Here is a 19,663-nt window from a genome sequence, read left to right as displayed (position 1 = left end):
CTTTCCTCCGGACACACCCTGGTTCACCAATGTGTCAGCGGTGATAACCTGCGCGAATTACAGTGGGAGCCATGCGTTTCGGCTTGGACTACGCCGCCGGCAGGCCCGGGGGCCAGGCCATCCGCGCCGCGGGTTTCGACTTCGTGGTCCGCTACCTCTCGCCCGGCGGCCCGACGCTGCCCGGCAAACTCCTGACCCCCGAGGAGGCGGAGGACCTGCGCGCCCACGAGATATCGATCGTCTCGAACTGGGAGACCACCGCCACCCGCATGCTCGACGGTTTCGCGGCGGGGGTCACCGACGCCCGCGCAGCCGTGGCGCAGATACTGCGCTGCGACGGCCGTACCGACCGGCCGGTCTATTTTTCCGTCGACTTCGACGCCACGCCCGCCCAGCAGCTTCCGATCAACGCCTATCTCGACGGCGCGGCCACCGTGCTGGGCCGCGAATGGATCGGGATCTACGGCGGGTACTGGCCGGTGAGCCGGGCTCTGGACGCCGGCGTCGCGCGCTGGGCCTGGCAGACCGATGCCTGGTCGGGCGGCAATGTCGACACCCGCCGGCAGCTGCATCAGACGCGTCGGCAGGTGGTCGTCAACGGGGTGGTCTGCGATGTGAACGAGGCCGAGGCCGTGGACTTCGGGCAATGGGATTTCGATCAGGAGGTAGGAGAGTTGACGCCGGAACAGGACGCGATTCTGCGCGATATCCAGATCCAGCAGCGCGGTCCTGGACTGGCGGGCTGGCCGCAACTGGGCACCGACGCGAACGGCCGTAACCGCACGCTGGTGGACGGTGTGGCAGCGGCCTTGGCGCAGATCGCCGAATTGCGCACCGAGATCGGTGACTTGGAGGCGACGGTCGCGGAGTTGGAGAAGGAGGTCGAGCGGCTGTCCGGGCACCACTGGCCGTGGCCGCTGTCGTTGCTACAGGGCCCGGCCGAACTCGTGGGCGATCAGCTGGCCAGGCTCGAGGCGCTGCTGGCCGATCTCCCGCTACCCGGCCGCGGCGAGGAGGGCCCGCAGAACGGAACCCAACGAGCAACGGGCACAAAGCAATAAAGCGAGAGAAGACGGGAAGCGCGCCGGAGTGGCGATGAGCGGGTTCTCGCGATTTCTCGGGAGAACCCGCCCTCCCGGACGAGCGTACCGGGGCAACGCCACGAAAGCATCACTTCGGCGCGACTTTTTCGTCGCTCAAAAACGAACTACCAGTAGGTAATTCGACGATCAGTTACCGCAAAGCAATCGCAATGTGTACGAGCTTGCAGCTAGTCGCAACGTCGTGATTCCCACCGCGGTTGCGGGATTCGGGCAAATCATTCATGTCGGACAGCACTGTACAGACTGGACGGTCCCGACTCGAATCCACCAATACTCCCCAAAACGAGCACACTTCGAGTTATCGTCTGCTTGCCCGAACCCGACTCGTTCTCAAGGAGATTCCGATGGCCGTCACCGTGTCCCTCGACAAGGTCCTCGACAAGGCATACGAGAACAAGGAACTGAAGGACGTCCTCTCCGCACCACCGTCGGCACTGGCCGGACTCACCGAGAGCCACGACGCCAAACTGCTCGACGCGCTGGGCATCAAGACGGTCGCGGACCTGGCCGGCAACAAGTACTTCCGGCTCGCGGCCGCCCTGGCCGACCTCGCCGCGAAGGAAGGCTGACCGCCCCGGCCGCTACAGCCGCTCCGGGTCGATCACGCCCCGGCGCACGGCGGCCACCAGGCGCCGCGGTACCCGATAGGTGACGCCCCCGACACTGACCGGCACCAGGTCGGGCGGCGTCGCCTTCCAGTTCGCTCGCCGGCTGCGGGTGTTCGCCCGCGACATCCGCCGCTTGGGAACCGCCATCGCCTAGCCCTCCCCTCGTTCGGTCGGAGTGGACGACGATCCGCCGCGTGGCCGCCTGCCGTACTTGCGTTCGAACTTCTCCACCCGGCCCTGGGTGTCCAGTACGCGATTCGCGCCGGTCCAGAACGGGTGCGAGTCGGCGGTGACATCGACGGTGATCAGCGGATAGCTGTTGCCGTCGGTCCACTCCGCGGTCCGGGTTCCGGTCGCGGTCGAGCGGGTGAGGAAGCGCTTGCCGGTGCTCACGTCCTCGAAGATCACCGGATGGTAATCCGGATGGATTCCTGCCTTCATGGCCCTACCTTTCTGTCGTGCGCTGCTCGCCGGTCGGCGAGGCGCTGGATGCCGGGTCGGATTCGGACCCGTCCGCGCACGGGTCCGCATGCCACTCGCCGAACGGGTCCTCCCACTGCGCCACCAGTTCCGGGGCGCTGTGCACCAGCAGCAGTTCGGCGTCGTCGACCAGCGCCCAGTGCAGCGCGCGGCGGATCTCGTCGGCATCGCCGTCACAGGCGAGGATCACCAGCGAGATGTCGCGGTCGCCGAACTGCTCATCCCAGCGCAGCGCCGCCAGCGCCCGCCGATCCGGGTCGGCGGCGGCCAGCTCCCGCGGTGACATCGACGCCAGCCACGGCCCGGCCGAACCGACGCGCAGCCCGCCGCCGGCCGACTCCAGCCACACCACCTCGTCGGGCTGGGTGGCCAGCCAGATCCGGCCGCGGGCGGTGACCACGCCGTCGAACAGCACGTCCAGCGCCTCGTGCAGGCGGACGGGATGGAACGGGCGGTCGGTGGCGAACTCGATCAGCGTCACGCCGTGGTCGGTGTCCAGCGGCGGCTGCCCGCGCAGCAGCGGGGCGTGCGCGTCGAAGAGGCGGCCGCGCCGCGAGTCCGCCGGGATTTCCGCGAGCAACGCCTCGATCCGCTCGGCGCCCAACGCCTCCGGATCGTTCGCCCATACCCGCGGCGCCTGCGGCAGCAGCCGGTCCAGCACCGCGCTCAGCCGGGCCCGGTCCGATTCGAGCGTGCCGTCCGCGCCGAGAACCACTGCGACATCGGCGAATTCGACCTGGCCCACGGCGAGCTGCGCCACCGTCCGATCGTCGTCGGCGTCGGCCTGCCCGCGGTCGGCCAGGGTCTCCTCGCTCAGCGCGTCCGCCAGCCAGCTCCGCGCGTCCAGGCAGGTGACCACGGCCTCGACCCGCACGTCCCGCCCGGCCGGGCCGTCGATCCGGCCCACCACCCCGGCGACGGGAACATTCGCGATCGCATGGCACACCGCCTCCGCTTCGAACGCCGGATCCAGCGCGATCACGATGCGCCGCACCGAATCCCGCGCCGTCAGCCGACACAGCAGCGGCAGCAGATCCGCCCGCAGCGTGCAGGAGACGCACCCGTGCGCCAGCTCGTGCACGGTGCGGTGGCGGATGACCTCGCCCGACGCCTCCCCCAGCGGGAGGTAGGAGACGGTGCGGCGAACGATGCCCTGGTGCAGTTCGGTCAGGTCGTGGCGGATCACGACGGTGCCGGGCGTGTCCCGCAGCATCCGCGCCAGGTGATCCACGCCGGTCGTCGTGAGACCGTCGAAGCCGGCCAGCATCACGACGGGCGTGCGGCGGTCGGGATGAGACAGCACCGGAACCTCTTTCGACAATGATTTTCATTTAACGCAGGCCCACGGTACAGTCTCGAACGACCATTGTCGAAAATGATTGTCATTGCGGTGTGAGCGGCGGGTCCTCGCGGCCCGGGAGCACCGCCATCGGAAACAGGAGGCTCCTATGTCGGCTCACTGCCAGGTGACCGGTCGCAAGCCGGGATTCGGCAAGTCCGTCTCGCACTCGCATCGGCGGACCAATCGCCGCTGGGATCCCAACATCCAGCGCAAGACCTACTTCCTGCCCAGCGAGGGCCGCCGGATCACGCTGACCGTGTCGGCCAAGGGCATCAAGACCATCGACCGCGACGGCATCGAGGCGGTCGTCGCCCGGCTGCGCGCGCGAGGAGAGAAGATCTGATGGCACGCAACGAGATCCGGCCGATCATCAAGCTCCGTTCCACCGCCGGAACCGGTTTCACCTACGTCACCCGCAAGAACCGCCGCAACGACCCCGACCGCATGGTGCTGCGCAAATACGACCCGGTCATCCGCAAGCACGTCGACTTCCGAGAGGAGCGCTGACATGGCCCATACGCCAACCATCGAGTTCGCGGACCCGGGTCGGGTCTGGACTGACGGAGCGGGGGAGCGAAGCGGAGGAGCGGAGGAGGGAAGACCCGGCCCGCAGGGGGCCGCGAACCGCGACGCCGGAGGCGGCGCAATTCAACACAGCGAGGAGCGCTGACATGGCCAAGAAGTCCAAAATCGCGCGCAACGAACAGCGCGCCGTCATCGTGGCCCGGTACGCGGAGCGGCGCGCCGAACTCAAGGAACTGATCCGCAAGCCCACGACTCCCGAGGAACAGCGCGCCGCCGCGCGGGCCGCCCTGCAGCGGCTGCCGCGCGATGCCAGTCCGGTACGATTGCGCAATCGGGACGCCACGGACGGACGCCCACGTGGTCATCTCCGGAAGTTCGGTCTCTCTCGCGTACGCGTGCGCGAGCTGGCCCACCGGGGGGAGCTGCCCGGTGTGCACAAATCGAGCTGGTAGACCACCGCAGATCTCGTGCAGCTTGCGTACCCAGGCCGGGCCCGGAACGCATGCCGAGGAAGGATACTGACATGGCCGTGAAGCGAGCACCGTCGAAGAAGGTCCGTGCCGAGCAGGCGCGCCGCCCGAAGAAGAATCCGCTCATCGCCGCCGGGGTCGAGATCGTCGACTACAAGGACGTGAACCTGCTGCGCACGTTCATCTCCGACCGCGGCAAGATCCGCAGCCGACGCGTCACCGGGCTGACCCCGCAGCAGCAGCGGCAGGTCGCCATCGCGGTGAAGAACGCCCGCGAAATGGCGCTGCTGCCCTTCACCAGCCGCTGATCCCGGCCGAGAAGCAGAGTTCCGCCCGAACCCCCCGGTGTCGACGCGTCGGGGGGTTCGCGCTGCCCACTAGGGTGAACAGCCATGAAACCGATCTCGGGACCGCGTCGCCTCGCCGCTGCGGCCGCGGTGCTGTCGACCCTGGCGGCCGCGGCTTGCGGCGGCTCGGACAACGATGGCGCGCAAGCGAATACGAGCACCACCACCTCCTCGGGCCCGAGCACTCCCACCGAGCAGAACCCGCCCCAGCCCGGCCGGATGTTCACCGCGAACCCGGCGATCACGGGCGCCCGGCCGATCCCGTTCGACTCCTGGAGCCGGGTCGCTCCCGACCGGATCGCGGTCGACTTCCAGATCGGTTCGCCCGAATGCTACGGCGTGGACGCGACTACCACCGAGACCGACAGCACGGTCACCGTCGAACTGCGCGCGGGAACGCTACCGGAGGCCGCCGGTCGAATGTGCACGATGATCGCGGTCTTCGGAACGCTCGAGGTGCCGCTGAAGCAACCGCTCGGTGAGCGAAAGGTGCTCAGCGCCAGGTAAAAACGGCGAAAGCACAAATGCAAGAACAAATGAAGGTTTCGCGGGGAAGTTTCTTTGTGATGTACATCACTTCGCCGAATCATGCTGCATTTATAGCGAAATGATCTGACACAATGGCGGTGTGCCCGGTGATACGTTCCCTGGCACAAGCCACTCGACTCGCTCCCCGCCCCGGCTGGGATAGCGAAACCCGGGTGCCGGGATGAGGAAGGCCCGGTGGCTGGATGAGACGAAGCCCTGCGCGGAACGCTGATTCCGTGCAGGGCTTCGTCTTTCGAGGAGGGTGCCGAACTAGTCAGTGGGCGAAGTGCCGCGCGCCCGTCAGGTACATCGTCACACCGGCCTCGCGGCAGGCGTCGATGGTCAACTGGTCGCGCACCGAACCACCCGGCTGCACAATGGCTTTCACGCCCGCGGCGATGAGCTGCTGCGGTCCGTCCGGGAACGGGAAGTAGGCGTCCGACGCCGCGACCGAACCCTTGGCACGCTCGCCGGCGCGCAGCACGGCCAGATGCACCGCGTCCACCCGGTTCACCTGCCCCATCCCCACACCCACCGAGGCGCCGTCGTGCGCCAGCAGGATCGCGTTGGACTTCACGGCTCGGCATGCGCGCCAAGCGAATTCGAGGTCGGTGCGGGTTGCCGCGTCGGCGGCCTCGCCCGCGACCAGGGTCCAGTTGGCCGGATCGTCGCCTTCGGCGTCGATGATGTCGGATTGCTGCAGCAGCGCACCGCCGCTGATCGGGCGCAGCTCGACGCCGCCGCGCCGCGGTTCGCTCGCGACCAGGATGCGCACATTCTTCTTGCGCTGCAACACTTCTACCGCGCCGTCGGCGTAGGCCGGGGCCACGATCACCTCGGTGAAGATCTCCGCGACCTGCTCGGCCATCGCCACGGTCACCTCGCGGTTGGCCGCGATGACGCCGCCGAACGCGCTCACCGGATCGCAGGCGTGCGCCTTGCGGTGCGCCTCGGCGATGTCGGCGCCGACCGCGATGCCACAGGGGTTGGCGTGCTTGACGATCGCGACCGCGGCGGCGCTGTGGTCCCACGCGGCGCGCCAGGCGGCGTCGGCGTCGGTGTAGTTGTTGTACGACATCTCCTTGCCGTGCAACTGCGTCGCCTGGGCCAGCCCGGTGCGCCCGTCGTTGTTCGCGTACAGCGCGGCGGACTGGTGCGGGTTCTCGCCGTAGCGCAGCACCGCCTCGCGGGTCCAGGTGCCGCCCACCCAGCCCGGAAACTGCTGCGCGGCAGCGGGATCGGCCGTCAGCACGCTCGTCATCCAGCTCGCCACGGCCACGTCGTAGCTCGCGGTGTGCTGGAATGCCTTGGCCGCCAACGTGGTTCGCTCGGCGAGGTCGAAGCCGCCGGACTTCACCGCGGCCAGCACGTCGTCGTAGTCACCGGTGTCGACGACCACGGCCACCGAAGGATGGTTCTTGGCCGCCGCGCGCACCATGGACGGGCCGCCGATATCGATCTGCTCGACGCATTCGTCGGGAGTGGCGCCACTGGCCACCGTCTCGGTGAACGGGTAGAGGTTCACCACCACCAGTTCGAACGCCTCGACGCCGAGTTCGGCCAGCTGGTCGGCGTGCTCCTGCTTGCGCAGGTCGGCCAGGATGCCGGCGTGCACCCGCGGATGCAGCGTCTTCACCCGGCCGTCCAGGGTTTCCGGAAAACCGGTCAGGTCCTCCACCTTGGTCACCGGGATACCGGCGCCGGCGATGCGCGCCGCGGTCGACCCCGTCGACACCAGTTCCACGCCGGCGGCGTGCAACCCGGTGGCGAGTTCGACCAGTCCCGTCTTGTCGTAGACGCTGACCAGCGCCCTGTTGATCGGCTTGCGCTCACTCACCGGAGAACTCGCTCATCTGGGATAACTGCCTTTCGTCCATCGGAGACAATGCCTCGGGTCGCGACGGCGGCCACCACCTCGGCCAGCAACCGTCGCTCCACCACCTTGATCCGCTCGTGCAGGGTCGCCTCGTCGTCGTCCGGTAGCACCGGCACCGCCTCCTGCGCCAGGATCGGTCCCGTGTCGACACCGGCATCGACGAGATGCACGGTGGATCCGGTCACCCGCACCCCGTAGGCGAGCGCGTCACGCACCCCGTGCGCGCCGGGGAAGGACGGCAGCAGCGCGGGATGGGTGTTGAGGGTCCGGCCGCCGAATCGCTCCAGGAACGCCGGGCCGAAGATCTTCATGAAACCGGCCGATACCACCAGGTCGGGTTCGTGCTCCGCGACCGCCGCGGTCAGCGCGACGTCCCAGGCCGCGCGATCGGGATGGTCGGCCACGGCGACCCGGAAATGCGGGATGCCGGCGGCTTCGGCGTGTTCTGTTGCGGCACAGGCACGGTCGACGCCGACGGCGGCCACACGCGCGGGGTAGTCCGGCTGTCCGGTGGCCTCGACGAGCGACCGCAGCAGCGATCCGGTGCCCGAGGCGAGCACGACGACGGTCGCGGGCGCCGTCGGAGGCACCAGGCGGGCGGGCGGGGTCGTCAGCGCTCTACTCCCAGCGTGTCGGGGTCTACCGGAGGGGGCGGCCACGAAAGAACCACCGCGGTAGAGCCTAACGACCGTCGGTTCGGCGACTTTCGGGCAGGTCCGCCTCTACCACCTCGGCGTCCAGAATGTCGGCCGTTTCGTCGGCGAAGCCGGCGCCGGGACCGATCCGGCCGCCGAGCGCGCGCTGCTCCTCGACCAGTTCGCCCTCGACCACCTCGGTATCGCGGCGGTAGTCGGCGTAGTCGGCGTACCGGTCGTCGGCGTAGTCGGCCTCGCGCTCGTCGTAGTCGTAGCTCTCGGCGTAGTTGTCCTCGTCGTCATCCGCGTATTCGTCGTATCCGAACGCCGACGACGGTGCGAGATTCGGCAGGAACCGCCGCGCGTAGACCAGGGCGGCATACCCGGGAATCGCCAGCCACGCGAAAATCAGCACGGTCGCGAGCGGCAGGGCGGGGCCGAGATAACCGAACGACCCCACCGCGCCACCGGCCAGTCCGCCGAAGACGACGGTCAGCAGGGCCGCGAAACCGGCCGACGCCAGCGTCGCCCACGGCGCGCGCACCTCGTCGTACGAGGTTCGGGCACAGTCGATTCCATTCAGTACGCCGATCGCCGCCGGGACGAGCAGCAGCACCGGCCACCATCCGGCGGCGGGCCCGGCCGGGACCGCGGACAGGATCGGCAGGCCCGGCACCGGCGCACCGGAGACCTCGAACACACTCAGCCCGCCGGTACCGATGTGCACCTCGGCGCCGAGCAGCACGGCCGCCGAGCCGAGCACCACATTCGGCAGATACGCCAGGGACAGCACCGTCAGGCCCAGCACACCGACCACGTTGCCCGCGGCGTCATAGGTGTCGCCGATGCGCGACCAGTGCGCGAGGAACGAGATCAGGGTGAGGGCGGTCGCCACCACCAGCAGCCGCCCGGCTGCCCGCAGCGCCGCCCGCGCGCCCGGCGCGACCCACTCGGGCAGGTAGGCAACGGCCAACTCGCGCAAGGGGTTCGGTCGGCTCGCGATACCGGCCACCGCGGCGACCAGATGCAGCCCGAGCACCCAGCCGAACGCCGCGAGGGTCGCCGGCGGCTGCAGCGCCACGACGGCCGACGCGTCCTCGGCGACCGCGAGGCAGACCGCCGTGATCAGCAGCGGCCCGGCCAGTGCCGCGCCGACGATCCAGCCGAGATCGGCGCGCGAGGCGTCGGGCTCCACCGCCCGCGCGCAGTCGCGCGCGACCGACCACAGCATCAGCGCGGTCGGCAGCAACGGCAGCAGTCCCAGCGAGGTCTTGCCGATCACCAGCGGAACCTGGTGCACGCCGAGCCAGCCCGCGGCGATCGCGCCGGACGCACCGGTCATGCCGCTACCGGCCGCCCACAGCGTGATCAATACCAGCGCCACCACGGTGACCATCGTGAAGCTGGCCGTGCGGGCGGCGATGAACAGCAGGATCTTGGCCCGCTCCGGGCTCAGCGAGAGAAAGACGTTGTCCCCCGGTGGCGTCCGGCCGGATCCGCCGCGCCGACCGGTCGGCGCACCCGCCGGCTCCCGGTGACCGTCCCACCGGGCCGGAGACGATCTCATGACACCACCTTGCCGGACACTCGACCTCGGGCGACCGGCCTCGACCGCGCACGACGGTCACCGGACAACTCGCTCACAAGGATTCAGCGTGACAGCTCGATACGCGTCGGCGAGTCAGGCGCGCCGGATAGCGCGGCCTGACTCGCCGATGCGCGTTGTTACTTCTGGTCGTCCTCGGGGCGGAAGGCCTTGGTGGCGTCCGCGGCCGGGTTCGAGGCCTGGCTCTCGCCGAACGGCTGGGCCTGCCCGCTCTGCCCGGCCTGCCCGCTCTGGCCGAAGTTCAGCGAACCGTACTGCTGACCGGGCTGCGCCGAGATGTGCTGGGTGGCGTTCTCGTCACCGGTCGGCTGCTGCGGGCGCTGCGGCTGCGCACCGTAGGGCGACTGCGCCCCCGGCTGCGCGCCGTACTGCTGGCCGCCGCCGTACTGGCCGGGCTGACTCGGCTGACCCTGACCGTAGGAGGGCTGCTGTCCGTACTGCGACTGACCCTGCTGGCCGTAGGACTGCTGCCCGTACTGCCCGTAGGACTGCTGCTGCGCGGGCTGGCCCTGCTGGCCGTAGCTCTGCTGACCGAACTGCCCGTAGGACTGCTGGCCCGGCTGGCCCGGCTGGCCGTAGGCGGCCTGCCCCGACTGGCCCTGACCGTAGGACTGCTGGCCCGGCTGACCGTAGCCGTACCCGCCCGCGGCCGCCGCCGACTTGGGCGCCGGCGCCGACAGGATGCCGGATTCGAACAGCACCGCGACCACCGCGGCCGCCGTCTGCACCAGGCCCAGGAACAGCACCACCCAGGCGCCCCACGCCAGGCTGATCTCGTCGGGCAGGCTGAACGACTGGAACAGCAGGCCCAGGAAACCGGCGGCGCTGGCCGCCGCGGCGGCGCCGACCCAGTTCTGCTTGGGCAGCAGCGACAGGGCCGCCAGCAGACCGCCGAGCAGCAGGAACACCAGCAGCGGCGAGATGCCGACGGCCTTGAAGAAGGTCTCCGACTGGGCCTCGGTCTTCACGCCCATGCCCAGATCCTGGGCCTTCGACGAGGCGAAGGCGGTGAAGCCCAGCAGGAAGTTGATGACGCCCAGCGCCGCGACGCCCACGGTCAAGAAGAACGGCAGCCCCTTGGCGCTCGAGCCGCTCGACTCCGTCGCGCCGGATCCAGCACCGGCACTACTTCCCGTCTGGCCGAAGCTGGGCGCGGAGGAGGGCGTCGGTGCGGGCGCGTTGTACCCGGAGCCCCCGGTCGGGTATGACATGTGGTCGTCTCCTATCGAGTCCTTCATGGTCTACACGGCTGGATGCCCTCACTGACGCTACTGCAATCGCGCCGCCTGGTCACGGGCACCGCATCCAGGCCGATCCTCGCAGATTCCGCCGTGAACCCGCAGCCCGCTCGAATCGTGATGCAAGCGAAGCGAACGGAGGTATCCGGATGGATCTGAACGAGATGTTCTGCATGGTCGTGCGCACGCTCGGCCTGTGCCACTTGCTGCCCGCACCCTGAGCCCCTCCCGTCGTTCCGGCCACGAGCATGCCGGGACGAGGGGCCGAATATCGAAGGCCGCCTTCCCAAGACGGGGGAGGCGGCCTTCGCGCGTAGTGCCGTGGGTCAGGCGGTGACGCTGGCATTCTCCAGGATGGCGCGGGCCAGGGCGGCGGTCTCGGACGGCGTCTTGCCGACCTTCACGCCCGCGGCCTCCAGCGCGTCCTTCTTCGCCGCGGCGGTGCCCGACGAACCGGAGACGATGGCGCCGGCGTGGCCCATGGTCTTGCCCTCGGGGGCGGTGAAACCCGCGACGTAGCCGACGACCGGCTTGGTCACGTTGGCCTTGATGTAGGCCGCGGCCCGCTCCTCGGCGTCGCCGCCGATCTCGCCGATCATGACGATGAGCTTGGTCTCCGGGTCCTTCTCGAACGCCTCGATGGCATCGATGTGGGTGGTGCCGATGACCGGGTCACCGCCGATGCCGATGGAGGTGGAGAAGCCGAAGTCGCGCAGCTCGTACATCATCTGGTAGGTCAGGGTGCCGGACTTGGAGACCAGGCCGATCGGGCCCTTGCCGGTGATGTTGGCCGGGGTGATGCCGACCAGCGCCTCGCCCGGGGTGATGATGCCGGGGCAGTTGGGGCCGATGATGCGGGTCTTGTTGCCCTTCTCCACGTTGTAGGCCCACGCGTAGGCGGTGTCCTGCACCGGGATGCCCTCGGTGATGACCACGAGCAGCGGGATCTCCGCGTCGATGGCCTCGACGATGGCGTCCTTGGCGAACTTCGGCGGCACGAAGGCGATCGAGACGTCGGCCCCGGTCTCCTTGATGGCCTCCGCGACACCGGCGAACACCGGCAGCTCGACGGCGTTGCCGTCCTTGTCGGTGTGCGAGACGGTGGTGCCGGCCTTGCGGGCGTTGACGCCGCCGACGACCTGGGTGCCGGCCTTGAGCATCAGCGCGGTGTGCTTGGTGCCCTCACCGCCGGTGATGCCCTGGACGATGACCTTGGAGTCCTTGTTCAGGAAGATAGACATTTGACCTGTTTCCTTACTTGGCCGCAGCCAGCTCGGCGGCCTTGTCGGCGCCTTCGTCCATTGTCTGCGCCAGCGTCACCAGCGGGTGGTTCGCGTCGGCCAGAATCTTGCGGCCCTCTTCGACGCGGTTGCCGTCGAGCCGGACGACCAGCGGCTTGTTGGCCTCGCCGCCCAGGATCTCCAGGGCCTTCACGATGCCGTTCGCCACGGCGTCACACGCGGTGATGCCGCCGAACACGTTCACGAACACGCTCTTGACCTGCGCGTCGTTCAGGATGACGTCGAGACCGTTGGCCATCACCTCGGCCGAGGCGCCACCACCGATGTCGAGGAAGTTGGCCGGCTTCACGCCGTTGTGGTTCTCGCCGGCGTAGGCGACCACGTCCAGGGTGGACATGACCAGGCCCGCGCCGTTGCCGATGATGCCGACCTCGCCGTCGAGCTTGACGTAGTTGAGGTCGTTCTCCTTGGCCTTCAGCTCCAGCGGATCGGTGGCGTCGCGGTCCGCGAACTCGGCGTGGTCGGCGTGCCGGAAGTCGGCGTTCTCGTCCAGGGTGACCTTGCCGTCCAGCGCCAGGATCTCGTTCTCCGGCGTGCGGACCAGCGGGTTGACCTCGACCAGGGTGGCGTCCTCGTTGACGAACACCTCCCACAGCTTCTGGATGGTGACCGCGGCCGCGTCCAGCACGTCGGCGGGCAGATGGCCCTGCTCGGCGATGGAACGGGCGAACGCCAGGTCCACACCCTTGACCGCGTCGACCGGCACCTTGGCCAGACGGTCGGGCTTGGTGGCGGCGACCTCTTCGATCTCCATACCGCCCTCGACCGAGCACATGGCCAGGTAGGTGCGGTTGGCGCGATCGAGCAGGAAGGAGATGTAGTACTCCTCGGCGATGTCCTTCGCCTCGGCGACCAGGATCTTCTTGGTGACGTGGCCCTTGATGTCCAGGCCCAGGATGTTGGAGGCGTGGGTGAAGGCGTCCTCGGGGGTGGCCGCGTACTTCACGCCGCCGGCCTTGCCACGGCCACCGACCTTGACCTGCGACTTGATCATCACAGGCTTGCCGATTTCGGTCGCGATCGCACGGGCGTCCTCGGCCGAGTCCGTGACCCGGCCTTCCGACGAAGGCACTCCGTGCTTCACGAAGAGCTCCTTCGCCTGATATTCGAAGAGATCCATGTACTCACCGTCTCGTCTGCGTTGTTGTACAACGACTTTGTTGGCGGCCCGTCGTCGGAGGCGGGTCGAATCGGACTCTAATCAGTCACATGGAGGGGAAATCAGCCGCATACAGCCTAAGTGGCGCAGGTCACGGGCCCGCATACCGGGGCGGTAAAAGCGCTGGCCAAGGCTACCGGCGAGTAGGTTGCGGATACCACGGCAGGTCGAGCCGGAGAAGTCCGACCCGGGAGACCGATTACTACGAATCGTCGTCGAGTACGCTCACCTCAATGCCCACTCGATAGTGAGATATTCCCTGGTGTTATCGTGATCAATCTCACATGTCAGGACAGATGGACCGCAGCGCTTGCCGAGCTGCAATCGTTTCGTTACCGTCGATGCGGTCGATGTCACAGCACGGTCACGACGTCGGCGGGAACAATACGTCCCGCGGACGACAACTCGCGTCACCACGGTGAGACTCGGAGACGACACAGGAGGACGGCAGGCTTGTTGCAGCACAGCGCTCCGCAGGTAGAGAGCCGCTCCGCAGGCGACCTGTCCGCCGCATCGCGTCATCCCGAGTCGGGCCCGCGCCGATGACCGCCGATCCGTATCAGCACGGACATCGCGCCCAGTCCGCCCGGCGTTACCGGCAGGACGGCGACCATCCGTTCGGCGGTGTGGAGTTCGGCTCCTACACCGGCGCCGCGGCCGTCCCCGCCCAGCACGGCTGGAGCGCCCCGGCCGCGGCCGAGTGGAACAACGCGCCCGCGGAGAACCCGTGGGGCACACCGCCACCCGATGCCCCCGCCTGGGATTCCTGGGGCACGCCGGAAGACGCCGCCGCCGATCAGGGCGATTACGACTACGACTACCGCGCCGCCGACGACGGGTCCAGCACGCACAGCGGCTGGTCGCACACCGATCCCGGGCTCGCGGCCATCGCCGACGACGCACCCGCCCGCCCGCACCGCATCGCTCCCCGCCGATCCGGCGCGCATCGCATGCCCGTACCGCCCGCCGCGCTCAAGGGCCGCGCGGCCGTCGTCGCGGTGGCCGCGGGCGCGGTCGTGGCCGCCGGGCAGGCGACCATGCAGTCGACGGGCCAGAGCCCCTCCTCGACCACCGACTACCAGGCCGACGGGCAGGTGCACGAGATCGCGGCGCAGGCCGTGAGCGTCGCCGACCCGGCCGCCGCCGGGTCGCAGCAGCAGTCCTCGCAGCTGGTCAGCGTGGCCCCGGTGACCGACCTCAGCCAATTCAGCGACATCTTGCAGCACGGTGAGCAGTTCGCGGCCGACCTGGCCGCCCAGGAAGCCGCCAAGCTCAAGCCGCTGTACACGAAGTTCGCCTACGGCAACTTCACCTCCAGCTTCGGATTCCGCTGGGGCGCACCGCACGAGGGCGTGGACATCGCCGCCCCCATCGGCACCCCCATCTACGCCGTCGAGGACGGCACCGTCATCGACGCCGGGCCGGCCTCCGGTTTCGGCATGTGGGTACGGCTGCGGCACGACGACGGCACGGTCACCGTGTACGGCCACGTCGACACCACCACGGTCAGCGTCGGCCAGCGCGTGATGGCGGGCGATCAGATCGCCACCGTCGGCAACCGCGGCTTCTCCACCGGCCCGCACTGCCACTTCGAGGTCCACCCCCACGGCGGCTCCGCGATCGACCCGCTCCCCTGGCTCGCGTCCCGCGGCATCTCGCTCGGACCCGAGCGAGACTGAGCCGCAGGCAGTTTCCTTTCGTCTACTACAGCTTGACCAGGGTGCGGCTGTACTGGGGGATGAGGCGGATCTTGCCCGCGGTGCCGAAATCTATGGTGACCGTGGCGAGGGCGCCGAAGCCCTCGGCGGCGACCACTCGGCCCAGGCCGTACTTGTCGTCGCTGACGCGGTCGCCGACGGCGAGCACCAGGTCGGTGTTGTTGCGCTTGCCGGAGCCGCCGGGGGCCGGGCGGCGGGGGCCGCGATCGCGCAGGCCGGGGCGCTGATCCCAGCCGTCGCCGCGGGTCCAATCCCGTTCCAGTCCATCATCGTCGCCGCGGCGGCGGAATCCGCGAGTGACCGTGGCGGCGGGCTCGAGGCGCTGCCAGTCGACCAGGTGGCCCGGAATCTCCTGCAGGAAGCGGGATTCCGGGTTCGACACCGGCTGACCCCAGCCCGATCGCACCACCGCGCGGGTGAGATACAGCCGGCGGCGGGCGCGGGTGATGCCGACATAGGCGAGGCGGCGCTCCTCGGCCAATTCGGTCGGGTCGCCCAGGGCCCGCATGTGCGGGAACTGCCCGTCCTCCCAGCCCGTCACGAACACCACCGGGAACTCCAGGCCCTTGGCGGTGTGCAGGGTCATCATCGTCACCACGCCCGAACCCTCGTCGGGAATCTGGTCGGTGTCGGCGACCAGCGACACGCGCTCCAGGAAGGCCGCCAGTGAGCCCGGCTCCGGCTCGCCCTCCGCGGCCTCGGGCACCAGGCCCTCCTCCTGGGCCGCGGCCACGTTGTTGCGTGCCTCGGAGCTGAATTCCCGGGCGACGCTGACCAATTCGTTGAGGTTGTCCAGACGGGCGCCGTCCTGCGGATCGTCGGAGGCCTCCAGTTCGGCGCGGTAGCCGGTGCGTTCCAGGACGGCCTCGACCACATTGCCGACATCGGGGAAGTCCAGATCCTCCTGCGCGCCGGCCGCTCGGATCCCGTCCAGCAGATCCATGAATCCCGCGATGGCGCGCTGCGCCCGCGTGTTCAGCAGCGCGACCTTGCCGTCGGCGGCGTCGCGCAGGGCGGCGGCGAAACCGATGCCGCGCTGCTCGGCGTGCACGACCACGCACGCCTCGGCGCGGTCGCCGATGCCGCGGCGCGGGGTGTTGAGGATGCGGCGCAGGCTCACCGCGTCGTCCGGATTCTCCAGGACGCGCAGGTAGGCGACGATGTCGCGGACCTCTTTGCGCTCGTAGAACCGGACGCCGCCGACCACCTTGTAGGGCAGGCCCATCCGGATGAAGATCTCCTCCAGCGCGCGGGAGTTGTTGTTGGTGCGGTAGAAGACCGCCACGTCGCTGTAGTTGTAGTCACCCTGGTCGACCAGGCGGTCGATCTCGCGGGCCACGAACGAGGCCTCGTCGTGCTCGTTGTCGGCGACGTAGCCGACGATCAGGTCGCCGTCGCCGGAATCGGTCCACAGCTTCTTCTCGCGGCGGCCCTCGTTCTTGGAGATCAGCGAGTTGGCGGCGGACAGGATGTGCTGGGTGGAGCGGTAGTTCTGTTCCAGCAGAATCGTTTCGGCGTCCGGGAAATCGCGCTCGAATTCCTCGATGTTGCGGATGGTGGCGCCGCGGAACGCGTAGATCGACTGGTCGGCGTCACCGACGACGCACAGTTCGCTGGGCGGTACCGCGTCCTCGCGGCGCACCGGGGTGAACTCCGGATCGGCGGCCGACGCCCCGGCATCGGCGTCGTCGACCTCGGCCTCGGCGTGGTGGCCGACCAGTTCCCGGATCAGTACGTACTGCGCGTGATTGGTGTCCTGGTACTCGTCGACCAGCACGTGCCGGAATCGGCGCCGGTAGTACTCGGCCACCTGCGGGTGGTGCTGCAGCAGCGCGACCGTCTCGCCGATCAGGTCGTCGAAGTCCAGCGCGTTCGCCGCGCGCAGCCGCCGCTGGTACTCGGTGTAGACCTGAGCGACGATGCCGGGCAGCTCGCTCTCGTCGGATTCCGCGTCGGCCGAGGCGGTTTCGGGATCGATCAGTTCGTTCTTGAGATTCGAGATGGCGGTGGCCAGCAGGCGCGGCGAGTACTTCTTCGGGTCCAGGTCCTGGTCGCGGATGATCATGGCCAGCAGGCGGCGCGAATCGTCGGCGTCGTAGATGGAGAAGTTGGAGTTGCGGCCCGGCAGCAGCCCGGCCTGGGTGCGCAGGATCCGCACGCAACTGGAATGGAACGTGGACACCCACATGTTGGTGGCGCGCGGGCCGACCAGTCCGCTCACCCGCTCGCGCATCTCCGCGGCGGCCTTGTTGGTGAAGGTGATGGCCAGGATCTGGCCCGGTGTCACGCCGCGGGCCGCCAGCAGGTAGGCGATGCGGCGGGTGAGCACCGCCGTCTTGCCCGACCCCGCGCCCGCGACGATCAGCAGCGGCGAACCCGAATGCACCACCGCCGCCCGCTGCTGCGGATTCAGGCCCTCGAGCAGCCCCTCGGCCCGTTCTCGCGCGCGGTCGGCGGGCTCCGCACCCCCCGCCGGCCGTCGGTTCAGCTCGTCCCCCTCGGTCCGCTCCGGGCGTTCGGAATCTGCCGGTTCCGAAGCAGAGCGCGTCTTGTCAGCCACCGTCGTCTCCATCGTCCATCCACGCTACCGGCGGGCACCGACATCCTGTAGTCCGGTGACGCACTCCGCAGCCGCGAGAACGAAGAACTGTTTGGCTCGCCTCGGGGCCCGTGGCAGACTGGCGGCATGACCAGCGCTCTCGCGTCCACTTCCGCTCGGCTGAGCACAGCCTGTCGTGGTCACCGACCTTGCACCTGAGCGCATGTTTCGACGGGGGACAATGAAAGACCCACCGGGTCTGTTTCACGGTGAAAGAACCGATCGGTAACGGGGTGGGGCCGCGCACCGATCGAAGTTCTGACACGAGGAGAGAAAGTATGAGTACCTCTACGACCGAGACCGGGTCCGATTCCGCGCTGCCCAGCAGCGAGGCGGAGATCGATAAACTCCGCAAGGAGATCGACCGGCTCGACGCCGAGATTCTCGCCGCGGTCAAGCGGCGCACCGAGATCTCGCGGATCATCGGCCGCACCCGGATGGCCAACGGCGGACCGCGCCTGGTCCACTCGCGGGAGATGAAGGTGCTGGAGCGGTTCAGCGAACTCGGCCAGGAGGGCCACACCCTCGCCATGCTGCTGCTGCGCCTCGGCCGCGGCCGGCTCGGCCACTGACCACACGCGGCGCTCCCGAGCGCCGCTGCCCCAGAGACCGCCCCGGTGTTTTCGCCCGGGGCGGTTTTCTTCTGCCCGGATGCCGCGCTACGGCAGCGCGATGTACTTGGTGGACAGATATTCGTCGATGCCCTCGAAACCGCCCTCACGGCCGAAACCGGACGCCTTCACGCCGCCGAAGGGCGCGGCGGGGTCGGAGATGACGCCGCGGTTGATCCCGACCATGCCGGATTCCAGGCCCTCGGCAATGCGCAGGGCGCGGTCCAGATTCCGGGTGTAGGCGTAGGCGACCAGACCGAATTCGGTGTCGTTGGCGGCGGCCAGACCCTGCTCCTCGGTATCGAAGCCGACGATCGGCGCAACTGGGCCGAAGACCTCTTCGCGCAATATGCGGGCCGACTCGGGCACATCGGACAGGATCGTCGCCGGGAAGTAGTAGCCCGGCCCGCCGGGGGCCTTGCCGCCGATGGCGACCTGCGCGCCCTTGGCGACCGCGTCGTCCACCAGTTCGGTGACGGTATCGAGCTGGTTCTGGTTGATCAGGGGACCCAGCGTGGTGGACGGGTCGCTGCCGGGGCCGAGCTTCACCTCGCCCATCGCGGCGACGAACTTCTCGGTGAATTCGGCGCGCACCGAGTTGTGCACGTGGAAGCGGTTGGCCGCGGTGCACGCCTCGCCGCCGTTGCGCAGCTTGGCGAGCATGGCGCCCTGGACGGCGGCGTCCACGTCGGCATCCTCGAACACCACGAACGGGGCGTTGCCGCCCAGCTCCATCGAGGTGCGCAGCAGGCCGTGCGCGGACTTCTCGACCAGCGTCCGGCCGACCTCCGTGGAGCCGGTGAACGTCAGCTTGCGCAGGCGGGAATCGGTGAGCAGCGGTTCGGTGACGGCGCTGGAACGGCTGCTGGTGATCACCGACAGCACGCCCGCGGGCAGACCCGCGTCGGCGCACAGCCGCGCCAGCAGCAGCATGGTGAGCGGGGTGGCGGAGGCCGGTTTGACGATCATCGTGCAGCCCGCCGCGAGGGCCGGGCCGATCTTGCGGGTCCCCATGGCGAGCGGGAAGTTCCACGGCGTGATCGCCAGGCAGGGCCCGACCGGCTGCTTGTGCACCACGATGCGGCCGGTGCCGGTCGGCGCGGTCTGGTAGCGGCCGTGCACGCGGACCGCCTCTTCGCTGAACCAACGGAAGAACTCGGCGCCGTAGCGCACCTCGTTGCGGCTCTCCGGCAGTGCCTTGCCCATCTCCAGGGTCATCAGCAGCGCCAGGTCCTCGGTGCGCTCGACGATTCGGTCGTAGACCGCGCGCAGGATCTCCGCGCGATCGCGGGACGTGGTGGCGGCCCATTCGCCCTGCGCCGCGACCGCGGCGTCCAGGGCGCGGACCGCGTCCGCCGGGGCGGCGTCGGCCACGTGGGTCAGCGGTTCGCCCGTCGCCGGATTCTCGACCGGGAACGTCGCGCCACCGGTGGCATCCACCGGCCCGCCGATCCACAGCTGCGTAGGGACTGAATCGAGGAGTTCGCGTTCGGACACCATGCCCCAAGCCTACGAGC

Annotated in this window: 20 protein-coding genes; 9 read left to right on the top strand and 11 right to left on the bottom strand. The window is 69.1% G+C overall.

The window, feature by feature from the left end:
- Positions 1-71 precede the first annotated feature (71 nt).
- The gene (locus tag ACFMRZ_RS26915; protein ID WP_400181228.1) at positions 72-1,061 is read left to right on the top strand and encodes a DUF1906 domain-containing protein; all 990 of its coding nucleotides are present in this window, start codon (positions 72-74) and stop codon (positions 1,059-1,061) included.
- 386 nt (positions 1,062-1,447) lie between these two features.
- On the top strand, positions 1,448-1,672 hold the full coding sequence (locus ACFMRZ_RS26910) for a hypothetical protein (RefSeq protein ID WP_400181227.1): 225 nt from the start codon (positions 1,448-1,450) through the stop codon (positions 1,670-1,672).
- Between the two features lie 12 nt (positions 1,673-1,684).
- Here the strand turns inward: ACFMRZ_RS26910 and rpmF are convergent, their stop codons facing one another.
- The 3 genes from rpmF to mrf are packed head-to-tail and all read right to left on the bottom strand — an operon-like array spanning position 1,685 to position 3,494.
- Positions 1,685-1,858, bottom strand: coding sequence for a 50S ribosomal protein L32 (rpmF, locus tag ACFMRZ_RS26905; protein WP_280270632.1), 174 nt, complete (start codon positions 1,856-1,858; stop codon positions 1,685-1,687).
- 3 nt (positions 1,859-1,861) lie between these two features.
- Entirely contained in the window at positions 1,862-2,152 is a 291-nt protein-coding gene (locus ACFMRZ_RS26900; protein WP_400181226.1) for a type B 50S ribosomal protein L31, read from the bottom strand.
- Positions 2,153-2,156: 4 nt separating this feature from the next.
- The gene (mrf, locus tag ACFMRZ_RS26895) at positions 2,157-3,494 is read right to left on the bottom strand and encodes a ribosome hibernation factor-recruiting GTPase MRF (RefSeq protein WP_400181225.1); all 1,338 of its coding nucleotides are present in this window, start codon (positions 3,492-3,494) and stop codon (positions 2,157-2,159) included.
- Positions 3,495-3,639: 145 nt separating this feature from the next.
- Here mrf and rpmB point away from each other — a divergent pair, with 145 nt between their 5' ends.
- The 5 genes from rpmB (at position 3,640) to ACFMRZ_RS26870 (ending at position 5,382) form a co-directional block, all read left to right on the top strand.
- Positions 3,640-3,876, top strand: coding sequence for a 50S ribosomal protein L28 (rpmB, locus tag ACFMRZ_RS26890; RefSeq protein WP_280270635.1), 237 nt, complete (start codon positions 3,640-3,642; stop codon positions 3,874-3,876).
- Positions 3,876-4,040 (top strand): 50S ribosomal protein L33, encoded by a 165-nt coding sequence (gene rpmG / locus ACFMRZ_RS26885; protein ID WP_195100367.1) that lies wholly within the window; start codon positions 3,876-3,878, stop codon positions 4,038-4,040. The genes rpmB and rpmG overlap by 1 nt, the downstream gene beginning before the upstream one ends.
- A gap of 164 nt (positions 4,041-4,204) precedes the next feature.
- Positions 4,205-4,510, top strand: coding sequence for a 30S ribosomal protein S14 (rpsN, locus tag ACFMRZ_RS26880; RefSeq protein ID WP_280270636.1), 306 nt, complete (start codon positions 4,205-4,207; stop codon positions 4,508-4,510).
- A gap of 71 nt (positions 4,511-4,581) precedes the next feature.
- Entirely contained in the window at positions 4,582-4,836 is a 255-nt protein-coding gene (gene rpsR / locus ACFMRZ_RS26875) for a 30S ribosomal protein S18 (RefSeq protein ID WP_187685309.1), read from the top strand.
- Between the two features lie 84 nt (positions 4,837-4,920).
- Positions 4,921-5,382 (top strand): hypothetical protein, encoded by a 462-nt coding sequence (locus tag ACFMRZ_RS26870; RefSeq protein ID WP_400181224.1) that lies wholly within the window; start codon positions 4,921-4,923, stop codon positions 5,380-5,382.
- Positions 5,383-5,677: 295 nt separating this feature from the next.
- Here the strand turns inward: ACFMRZ_RS26870 and purH are convergent, their stop codons facing one another.
- The 6 genes from purH to sucC all read right to left on the bottom strand — a co-directional run bounded on the left by purH (position 5,678) and on the right by sucC (position 13,179).
- Positions 5,678-7,240, bottom strand: a complete 1,563-nt coding sequence (gene purH, locus ACFMRZ_RS26865; RefSeq protein ID WP_400181223.1) for a bifunctional phosphoribosylaminoimidazolecarboxamide formyltransferase/IMP cyclohydrolase — start codon at positions 7,238-7,240, stop codon at positions 5,678-5,680.
- Positions 7,237-7,869 (bottom strand): phosphoribosylglycinamide formyltransferase, encoded by a 633-nt coding sequence (gene purN / locus ACFMRZ_RS26860; RefSeq protein ID WP_280270639.1) that lies wholly within the window; start codon positions 7,867-7,869, stop codon positions 7,237-7,239. Before purN ends, purH begins: the two co-directional genes overlap by 4 nt.
- A 91-nt stretch (positions 7,870-7,960) precedes the next feature.
- Positions 7,961-9,481, bottom strand: coding sequence for a DUF6350 family protein (locus ACFMRZ_RS26855; RefSeq protein WP_400181222.1), 1,521 nt, complete (start codon positions 9,479-9,481; stop codon positions 7,961-7,963).
- Positions 9,482-9,639: 158 nt separating this feature from the next.
- Positions 9,640-10,731: a DUF5336 domain-containing protein gene (locus ACFMRZ_RS26850; RefSeq protein ID WP_280275267.1), complete on the bottom strand. Its 1,092-nt coding sequence runs from the start codon at positions 10,729-10,731 to the stop codon at positions 9,640-9,642.
- Between the two features lie 353 nt (positions 10,732-11,084).
- Entirely contained in the window at positions 11,085-11,999 is a 915-nt protein-coding gene (gene sucD, locus ACFMRZ_RS26845) for a succinate--CoA ligase subunit alpha (protein ID WP_400181221.1), read from the bottom strand.
- Between the two features lie 13 nt (positions 12,000-12,012).
- The gene (gene sucC, locus ACFMRZ_RS26840; RefSeq protein ID WP_195100379.1) at positions 12,013-13,179 is read right to left on the bottom strand and encodes an ADP-forming succinate--CoA ligase subunit beta; all 1,167 of its coding nucleotides are present in this window, start codon (positions 13,177-13,179) and stop codon (positions 12,013-12,015) included.
- A 581-nt stretch (positions 13,180-13,760) separates the two neighbouring features.
- On the opposite strand from sucC, the gene ACFMRZ_RS26835 reads away from it, so the two are divergent.
- The gene (locus ACFMRZ_RS26835) at positions 13,761-14,897 is read left to right on the top strand and encodes a M23 family metallopeptidase (RefSeq protein ID WP_400181220.1); all 1,137 of its coding nucleotides are present in this window, start codon (positions 13,761-13,763) and stop codon (positions 14,895-14,897) included.
- Between the two features lie 25 nt (positions 14,898-14,922).
- Here ACFMRZ_RS26835 and pcrA read toward each other — a convergent pair whose 3' ends face one another.
- Complete coding sequence (pcrA, locus tag ACFMRZ_RS26830) at positions 14,923-17,508, bottom strand: DNA helicase PcrA (RefSeq protein ID WP_400181219.1); 2,586 nt, start codon at positions 17,506-17,508, stop codon at positions 14,923-14,925.
- 305 nt (positions 17,509-17,813) lie between these two features.
- Here pcrA and ACFMRZ_RS26825 point away from each other — a divergent pair, with 305 nt between their 5' ends.
- Positions 17,814-18,107 (top strand): chorismate mutase, encoded by a 294-nt coding sequence (locus ACFMRZ_RS26825; protein WP_187685319.1) that lies wholly within the window; start codon positions 17,814-17,816, stop codon positions 18,105-18,107.
- Between the two features lie 87 nt (positions 18,108-18,194).
- On the opposite strand, the gene ACFMRZ_RS26820 is transcribed toward ACFMRZ_RS26825, so the two are convergent.
- On the bottom strand, positions 18,195-19,646 hold the full coding sequence (locus ACFMRZ_RS26820) for an NAD-dependent succinate-semialdehyde dehydrogenase (RefSeq protein ID WP_280371672.1): 1,452 nt from the start codon (positions 19,644-19,646) through the stop codon (positions 18,195-18,197).
- Positions 19,647-19,663: the final 17 nt, after the last annotated feature.

It is taken from the genome of Nocardia sp. N2S4-5 (assembly GCF_044628355.1).
Taxonomy (GTDB): domain Bacteria; phylum Actinomycetota; class Actinomycetes; order Mycobacteriales; family Mycobacteriaceae; genus Nocardia; species Nocardia wallacei_B.
This window is presented reverse-complemented; position numbering and strand designations above follow the sequence as displayed.

Coding starts and splice junctions, on each gene's coding strand:
- ACFMRZ_RS26915 (WP_400181228.1), top strand. CDS start 72: ATGCGTTTCGGCTTGGACTACGCCGCCGGCAGGCCCGGGGGCCAGGCC.
- ACFMRZ_RS26910 (WP_400181227.1), top strand. CDS start 1,448: ATGGCCGTCACCGTGTCCCTCGACAAGGTCCTCGACAAGGCATACGAG.
- rpmF (WP_280270632.1), bottom strand. CDS start 1,858: ATGGCGGTTCCCAAGCGGCGGATGTCGCGGGCGAACACCCGCAGCCGG.
- ACFMRZ_RS26900 (WP_400181226.1), bottom strand. CDS start 2,152: ATGAAGGCAGGAATCCATCCGGATTACCATCCGGTGATCTTCGAGGAC.
- rpmB (WP_280270635.1), top strand. CDS start 3,640: ATGTCGGCTCACTGCCAGGTGACCGGTCGCAAGCCGGGATTCGGCAAG.
- rpmG (WP_195100367.1), top strand. CDS start 3,876: ATGGCACGCAACGAGATCCGGCCGATCATCAAGCTCCGTTCCACCGCC.
- rpsN (WP_280270636.1), top strand. CDS start 4,205: ATGGCCAAGAAGTCCAAAATCGCGCGCAACGAACAGCGCGCCGTCATC.
- rpsR (WP_187685309.1), top strand. CDS start 4,582: ATGGCCGTGAAGCGAGCACCGTCGAAGAAGGTCCGTGCCGAGCAGGCG.
- ACFMRZ_RS26870 (WP_400181224.1), top strand. CDS start 4,921: ATGAAACCGATCTCGGGACCGCGTCGCCTCGCCGCTGCGGCCGCGGTG.
- ACFMRZ_RS26855 (WP_400181222.1), bottom strand. CDS start 9,481: ATGAGATCGTCTCCGGCCCGGTGGGACGGTCACCGGGAGCCGGCGGGT.
- ACFMRZ_RS26850 (WP_280275267.1), bottom strand. CDS start 10,731: ATGTCATACCCGACCGGGGGCTCCGGGTACAACGCGCCCGCACCGACG.
- sucD (WP_400181221.1), bottom strand. CDS start 11,999: ATGTCTATCTTCCTGAACAAGGACTCCAAGGTCATCGTCCAGGGCATC.
- sucC (WP_195100379.1), bottom strand. CDS start 13,179: ATGGATCTCTTCGAATATCAGGCGAAGGAGCTCTTCGTGAAGCACGGA.
- ACFMRZ_RS26835 (WP_400181220.1), top strand. CDS start 13,761: ATGACCGCCGATCCGTATCAGCACGGACATCGCGCCCAGTCCGCCCGG.
- pcrA (WP_400181219.1), bottom strand. CDS start 17,508: ATGGAGACGACGGTGGCTGACAAGACGCGCTCTGCTTCGGAACCGGCA.
- ACFMRZ_RS26825 (WP_187685319.1), top strand. CDS start 17,814: ATGAGTACCTCTACGACCGAGACCGGGTCCGATTCCGCGCTGCCCAGC.
- ACFMRZ_RS26820 (WP_280371672.1), bottom strand. CDS start 19,646: ATGGTGTCCGAACGCGAACTCCTCGATTCAGTCCCTACGCAGCTGTGG.